This is a genomic window from Candidatus Frankia nodulisporulans, from assembly GCF_902806475.1.
GTDB classification, from domain to species: Bacteria; Actinomycetota; Actinomycetes; order Frankiales; family Frankiaceae; genus Frankia; species Frankia umida.
The window spans coordinates 1-5,507 of record NZ_CADCWS010000267.1 but is presented as its reverse complement, the minus strand read 5'-3'; the positions used below and the strand labels follow the sequence as shown (position 1 = coordinate 5,507).

The 5,507-nt window shown below is 69.2% G+C and carries 7 protein-coding genes and 1 pseudogene; 3 read left to right on the top strand and 5 right to left on the bottom strand.

Going from position 1 to position 5,507, the window contains the following annotated elements:
- Positions 1-266 precede the first annotated feature (266 nt).
- Positions 267-1,094, bottom strand: coding sequence for an SDR family oxidoreductase (locus G6R24_RS17775; RefSeq protein WP_225438674.1), 828 nt, complete (start codon positions 1,092-1,094; stop codon positions 267-269).
- A 293-nt stretch (positions 1,095-1,387) separates the two neighbouring features.
- Between G6R24_RS17775 and G6R24_RS17770 the strand changes: the two genes are divergently transcribed.
- A complete protein-coding gene (locus G6R24_RS17770) occupies positions 1,388-1,654 on the top strand; it encodes a hypothetical protein (RefSeq protein ID WP_225438673.1) in 267 nt (88 codons plus the stop codon).
- 59 nt (positions 1,655-1,713) lie between these two features.
- Positions 1,714-2,424 (top strand): IS6 family transposase, encoded by a 711-nt coding sequence (locus tag G6R24_RS17765; RefSeq protein WP_163550340.1) that lies wholly within the window; start codon positions 1,714-1,716, stop codon positions 2,422-2,424.
- A 62-nt stretch (positions 2,425-2,486) separates the two neighbouring features.
- Here the strand turns inward: G6R24_RS17765 and sigJ are convergent, their stop codons facing one another.
- From sigJ to G6R24_RS17750, 3 genes and pseudogenes are all read right to left on the bottom strand, one after another.
- A complete protein-coding gene (sigJ, locus tag G6R24_RS17760) occupies positions 2,487-3,404 on the bottom strand; it encodes an RNA polymerase sigma factor SigJ (RefSeq protein ID WP_163550339.1) in 918 nt (305 codons plus the stop codon).
- A 94-nt stretch (positions 3,405-3,498) separates the two neighbouring features.
- Positions 3,499-3,888 (bottom strand): beta-ketoacyl synthase N-terminal-like domain-containing protein, encoded by a 390-nt coding sequence (locus G6R24_RS17755; RefSeq protein ID WP_163550338.1) that lies wholly within the window; start codon positions 3,886-3,888, stop codon positions 3,499-3,501.
- Positions 3,885-4,367: pseudogene (locus G6R24_RS17750) on the bottom strand (beta-ACP synthase); the annotation flags it as partial. The gene G6R24_RS17755 and the pseudogene G6R24_RS17750, both read right to left, overlap by 4 nt.
- On the opposite strand from G6R24_RS17750, the gene G6R24_RS23785 reads away from it, so the two are divergent.
- Complete coding sequence (locus G6R24_RS23785) at positions 4,248-4,637, top strand: gamma-glutamyl-gamma-aminobutyrate hydrolase family protein (RefSeq protein WP_225438675.1); 390 nt, start codon at positions 4,248-4,250, stop codon at positions 4,635-4,637. The pseudogene G6R24_RS17750 and the gene G6R24_RS23785 sit on opposite strands and share 120 nt — an antisense overlap.
- Positions 4,638-4,648: 11 nt before the next feature.
- Here the strand turns inward: G6R24_RS23785 and G6R24_RS17740 are convergent, their stop codons facing one another.
- The gene (locus G6R24_RS17740) at positions 4,649-5,107 is read right to left on the bottom strand and encodes a carboxymuconolactone decarboxylase family protein (RefSeq protein WP_163550336.1); all 459 of its coding nucleotides are present in this window, start codon (positions 5,105-5,107) and stop codon (positions 4,649-4,651) included.
- Positions 5,108-5,507 lie beyond the last annotated feature (400 nt).

Here is a 5,507-nt window from a genome sequence, read left to right as displayed (position 1 = left end):
ACTTCCGATGACCAACCATCCCTCAAACCTCCAAGGGATCATTTAACCTACGGCCATTGCGCCTTTGCTTATCCCCCGTCTCTACCACGGTGAACCCGCACCGATCCACCACGCAGGCTGTCTGACGGCTGGGCAGGATCGGTATACGCAGGGAAGCCCCGCCCAGGACTTCGAACGGCCGGGCCCGAGGATCACACCCTCGAGGAGATCGACGTCGGAGCGGGGCTGCCCGTACCCGGCGTTCCTGCGCCGCCGGGCACCCTGGCTCAGGCGGGCTGCAGCCCGGCGGGCGACGGCGCGTCAGCGGCCAGCGGTCGCGGGGTCACGGTGATGGTGGGAATGGTGGCGCTTGCTCCGCAGCGCAGGACGGACTCGATGACGGGAACGAAGTCCTCGACATCCATCAGGCAGTCCGACATGAGCGCCCTGGCCGTCCAGAGCGGGTAGTACTCGGCCGCGAGCTGCGGGTCCCAGTCGGCCGTGAGCTGGGAGGTCCCGATGCCCTCTCCCCCGGCGCAGTCACCCACGGTCACCTGGGTGAAGCCGACGTCGCGGTGCTCGGCACGCCAGGCAGCGACCAGCTTGTCGAGCGCGGCCTTCGTGACGGTGTAGGAGGCAAGGCCCGGCCAGGGTGCGCCGACCGATGCGCTCACCGACGAGAAATAGGCCACCGTGCCGTGGCTTTCCCGCAGCGCCGGCAGTGCCGCCGCGGTGAAGACGGACGCCCCGATCACGTTGGTGGCGAAAGCATGGGCCCAGGTCTGCGCGTCGAGTTCCGCGATGGGCTGCAGGATGCCGATGCCAGCGGAGTACACGACCGCGTCGATCCCACCGAGAGTTCGTAACGACTCTTCGACGGCCTGACGGCAGGACGCCTCGTCCGTGACGTCACAGACGACGGGGAATGCTCCCGACCCCGCCTCGGCAGCCGCCTCGACGACGAGTTTCTCCCGGCGGGCGAGTAGAGCGACCTGGTGCCCGCGCTTCGCGAAATCAATACCGAGACAGCGACCGAGACCGGTCGATGCACCCACGACCACGACCCGCATCGGGTCACCGCCGGCCTTGGTCACCGGAGCACCTGTGGAAATCATGTTATGCGCGTCCTCTCGCCAGAAAGCTGGATAAACAATCCGACGGCAGTGGACGGGCGAACCGACCGACGCGTGCCGGTGGCCGGCCACGCAACGGGCTGGGCATCATCCGCGCACCTCTGGTCCTGGTCGTTCCGGCCGCATCCCGTCGCGAGTCGAGCTGAAGTCGACATCGAATTTGACGCTAGCAGGTCACCGACTCCGGGCCCAGGCTTGCCATTCGCCTGGCATGCGCGAATACCCCCACTTGTCCGATGGCCGGCCACCCGCAAGGGTGGAGGCCGCACTGGTCGGTGCTCGCCGGGCAGACGGTGCTCGCCGGGCAGACGGTGCAGGGCGACAAGGACGGGGAGAGTCTGATGGTCGGGCAGGTGCTGCGGTACGGGCGGTTGTGTTCGCTGGTCTACCAGCTGGACAAGCCGATCGGCAGCTCGTTCGGCGACGTCGAGTTCTACCGGGAGCGGCTCGCCGGCACCACCGGTGAGATCCTCGAGCCGGCGGTGGGCACCGGGCAGATCCTCGTCCCGCTGCTGCGCAGCGGGCTACGGGTACGTGGTTAGGCGCTGTTGCATCGGCGAAGTCCGCCATCGTGCGGCTGCCGATCAGTCATGATCGGATCATGCGTCGACGTCATGTCCGTCCACCGGCTCCGACGTCGGAGTTCGCCGGGTTCCGCTTCCCGCCCGAGGTGATCGTTCTGGCGGTGCGGTGGTACCTACGGTTCGCGCTGTCCTACCGGGATGTCGAGGAGCTCCTCGCCGAGCGGGGCATCGAGATTGATCACGTCACGGTGTACCGGTGGGTGCAGCGCTTCACACCCCTCTTGGTCGACGCGGCCCGGTCGTGCCGGCACCGGCCCGACGACAGATGGTTCATCGACGAGACCTACGTCAAGGTCTCCGGCCGCTGGACCTACCTCTACCGGGCGGTCGACCAGCACGGCCAGGTCATCGACGTCCTGGCCAGCGCACGGCGCGACCAGGCCGCCACCCGGCGATTCTTCGTTCGAGCGTTGACGCATGGGCGCCGCCCGGTCGAGGTCACCACCGACAAGGCCCCGGTCTACCCGCGGATCCTCGACGAGCTGCTCCCCGAGGCCTGGCACGTCGACGCCGCCCGGGAGAACAACCGAATCGAAGCCGACCACAGCCGGTTGAAAGCACGGCTGCGGCCGATGCGCGGACTGAAACGTCTCCGCTCCGTTCAGACCGTCAGCGCCGGACACGCCCTCGTGCAGAACATCCGCCGCGGCCACTACGAGCTCGCCGCCGACACCGACCCACAGCTCCGGCTGGCCGCCGCGTTCACCGAACTCGCCGCAGCCGTCTGACCACCGATCATCGAGGCCGCTGGCATGCCCAGCTGCCCCAGAACGCAACAGCGCCGGGCCACTCACGCCGTGCCGTCGAGTGTGACGGCCGCCAGGTCCAGGGAGTTGAGTCGATCGGGGTCGACGATGGCGTAGATCTCGGCGATCCGTTCGTCGGTCACGGTGAAGCCCATCAGCGAGATCGGCTGGTCGTCGAGGGTGATGACCACTCCCGCAGCGCCGTTGACCAGTGCCGGGCGCACCGCCGCCGAGGGCTGGGCAAACATGAGCGCCCTGCGGGCGACGGCCGATGCCCCGCGGACCACCGCCGTGGCCTGCGGCCGGCCGACTCCGCCGTCGGCGCGCAGGATGATGTCGGGATCCAGCAGCTCGACGAGGGCGTCGAAGTCGCCGCCGCGGGCGGCGGCGAAGAAGGCGTCGACGACCCGGCGCTGGACGGTGTGGTCGACGTCCGGGGTCGATGTGCCCAGCTCCCGCACCCGGCGGCGGGCCCGGCTGGCCAGCTGCCGCGCCGCGGTCGGGGTGCGGTCGACCATCGGCGCGATCTCGTCAAACGGCAGGCCGAACATGTCGTGCAGCACGAAGGTGAGCCGCTCGGCGGGCGTCAGGGTGTCGAGGATGATGATCAGGGCGAGTCCGACCGACTCCGCGAGCAGCGCCTCCTGTTCGGGCTGTTCGGGTTGCTGGGGGCCACCGACCGGGTCCGGGGCGACAATCGGGTCGGGGACGTACACCCCGATCGGATCCTCGGTCCGCACCCGGCGGGCCCGCAGCATGTTCAGGCAGATCCGGGCAACGACGGTGGTGAGCCAGCCGCTCAGGTTCTCGATCTCACCGGCCCCGGGCCGGTTCAGCCGCAGCCAGGCGTCCTGTACCGCGTCATCGGCCTCGTGCAGGGAGCCCAGCATGCGGTAGGCGACGGCGCGAAGGTGCCCGCGGTGTTCCTCGAACCGCGCGGCGAGCCACTCTGCATCTTCCACCGGTCACACTCCTCCCTCGGTCGACGCGTGTCATAGCCATGACCGACGACAGTCGGCCCGTGTGACAGGGAAGGTTGAGCAGATGTCGGCGATGCTACTGAGAACCAAGGTGAAGCCTGAGAAGGTCTTCGAGTTCGCGCTGACCGAACTCGAAGCCTCCCGCCGAACTGGCCGTAACGACGCCCCGTTCGTAGGGATCGCCGGTGGACGCGTCCACCGGCGCGTCCGCGAAAGTCTGCTCCGCGGCCACGAGTGCGAGCCGGGTCATGTGATCCGTCTGCGGCAGCAGCCGGCTGGGCAGATGCGCGGCGGCGTCGAAGCCGGCGACCTCACCCGCCAGCCGGCTGGGGTAACCGGCCGGGTCGAAGCGGGTGAGCGGCCGGATCCCAGACACTCCCGCGCGGGTCGCCGCCCAGAACTCCTCGGTGCCGAGACCGTTGGGCGCGGCGACGCCGATCCCGGTGATCACCGGGTTGCCGGTCATCGCGCGGCCCCGTTCGCCTGCCGGAGCACCATGGCGCTCTGGAAACCACCGAAACCGCTGCCCACGGTAAGAACCGTGTCCGTGCGCCACACCCGCGCGACCCGCGGGACGTAGTCCAGGTCGCACTCCGGGTCGGGCGTGTCGAGGTTGGCGGTGGGCGGGACCACGTTGTGCCGCATCGCCAGCAGGGACGCCGCGATCTCCAGCGAACCGATCGCGCCGAGCGAGTGACCGATCATCGAGCTGACCGGGACCCGGTAGGCGTGCTCCCCGAGCCCGAGCTTGAACGCGGCCGTCTCGTGCCGGTCGTTCTGCCTCGTCCCGGACCCGTGGGCGTTGACGTAGTCGACGGTGGACGGATCCACCTCCGCCTCCGCCAACGCGACGCGGATGGCCTGCGCGAGCTCCACGCCGTCGGCGCGCAGCCCGGTCATGTGGAAGGCATTGCAGTGCGAACCGAACCCGGCGATCTCGCCGTAGCCACAGAAGGTCAGGCTGGCGCCGGGCAGTCTGCTGCCACCATTCTCGGTGAGACCGTGATCGTCCCCTGCCATCACCATCAGGCGATCGATGAACTCGGGGCGGGTCTGCGGGCCACCGGGCACGCTGATGACGGGGTCGTCGAAGCCGTGGAGCTCGACGGCTACCCGTTCACCGTGGCGGTGCAGTGGCACGCCGAGGCGGACCCAGACTCGCGGCTGTTCTTCGCCCTGACCTCGGCGGCTGCCGCCCGGAACAAACACGGATAGCCGACAGGCGCTTACCAGGCGCCCGCGCCCGCGGTCTGCTTGGTGATGGCGTTCAGCCGGTTGAAGACGTTCGTCGTGGCGATCTTGAGGAGGAGTGAGGCCATGCCCCGGTCGTCGTAGTGCCGGACCGCCTCGTTCCACACGTCGTCCGGCACGGGGTCGGTACGGTCGCTGAGCCGGGTGGCGCCTTCGGCGAGCGCCAGCGCGGCGCGCTCCGCGTCGTTGAAGTAGGTGGTGTCGCGCCAAGCGACGACGGCGCCGAGCCGCTCCGGCGTCTCGCCGGCCTTGAGCGCGTCCCGGACACCGGCGTCCACGCAGGCGCTGCAGCCGTTGACCTGGCTCACCCGCAGGTGGACCAGTGCGAGGGTCACCAGCGGCACGTCGGCGGACTCGCTGGCGGCGTTCAGCGCCGCGATCGCCGGCCAGGCCTCGGCGATGACGGCGGCCGGGTTCTTCATACGTGCTGCCACGTTCGTCCTTTCGAGCGCCGCCCCACCGGCGGCGCCACATGTGAGGGATCGGAAGCGCTGGATGCTGACCGGGCCAGGTTCCGGCCGTATCGCTGGGTAAATCCGGGTCCGGCTCCGGTCCGGCTGGCGCTTCCTGTCGCTCCTATGACCCCCCACGGGGCCTGTGTGTGACAGCGCGGAGCTGAGACGGACCCCGCCCGGTCCGAGTAGGCACGCAACATCAAGATCAAAGCGGTCAGGGCGGTCGCTACCTGCCCGTTCCCCCGGCCTCCGCTACGCCGTCAGTGGACCACCGACAACCCGTTGATCGACAGATTTATGCGGATTGAGCCCACCGCAAGCCGTAACTGGTCAGGTAGCGCTTTGATCGTGGGTTAGCTGGTTGCGGGCATCCAGGGGC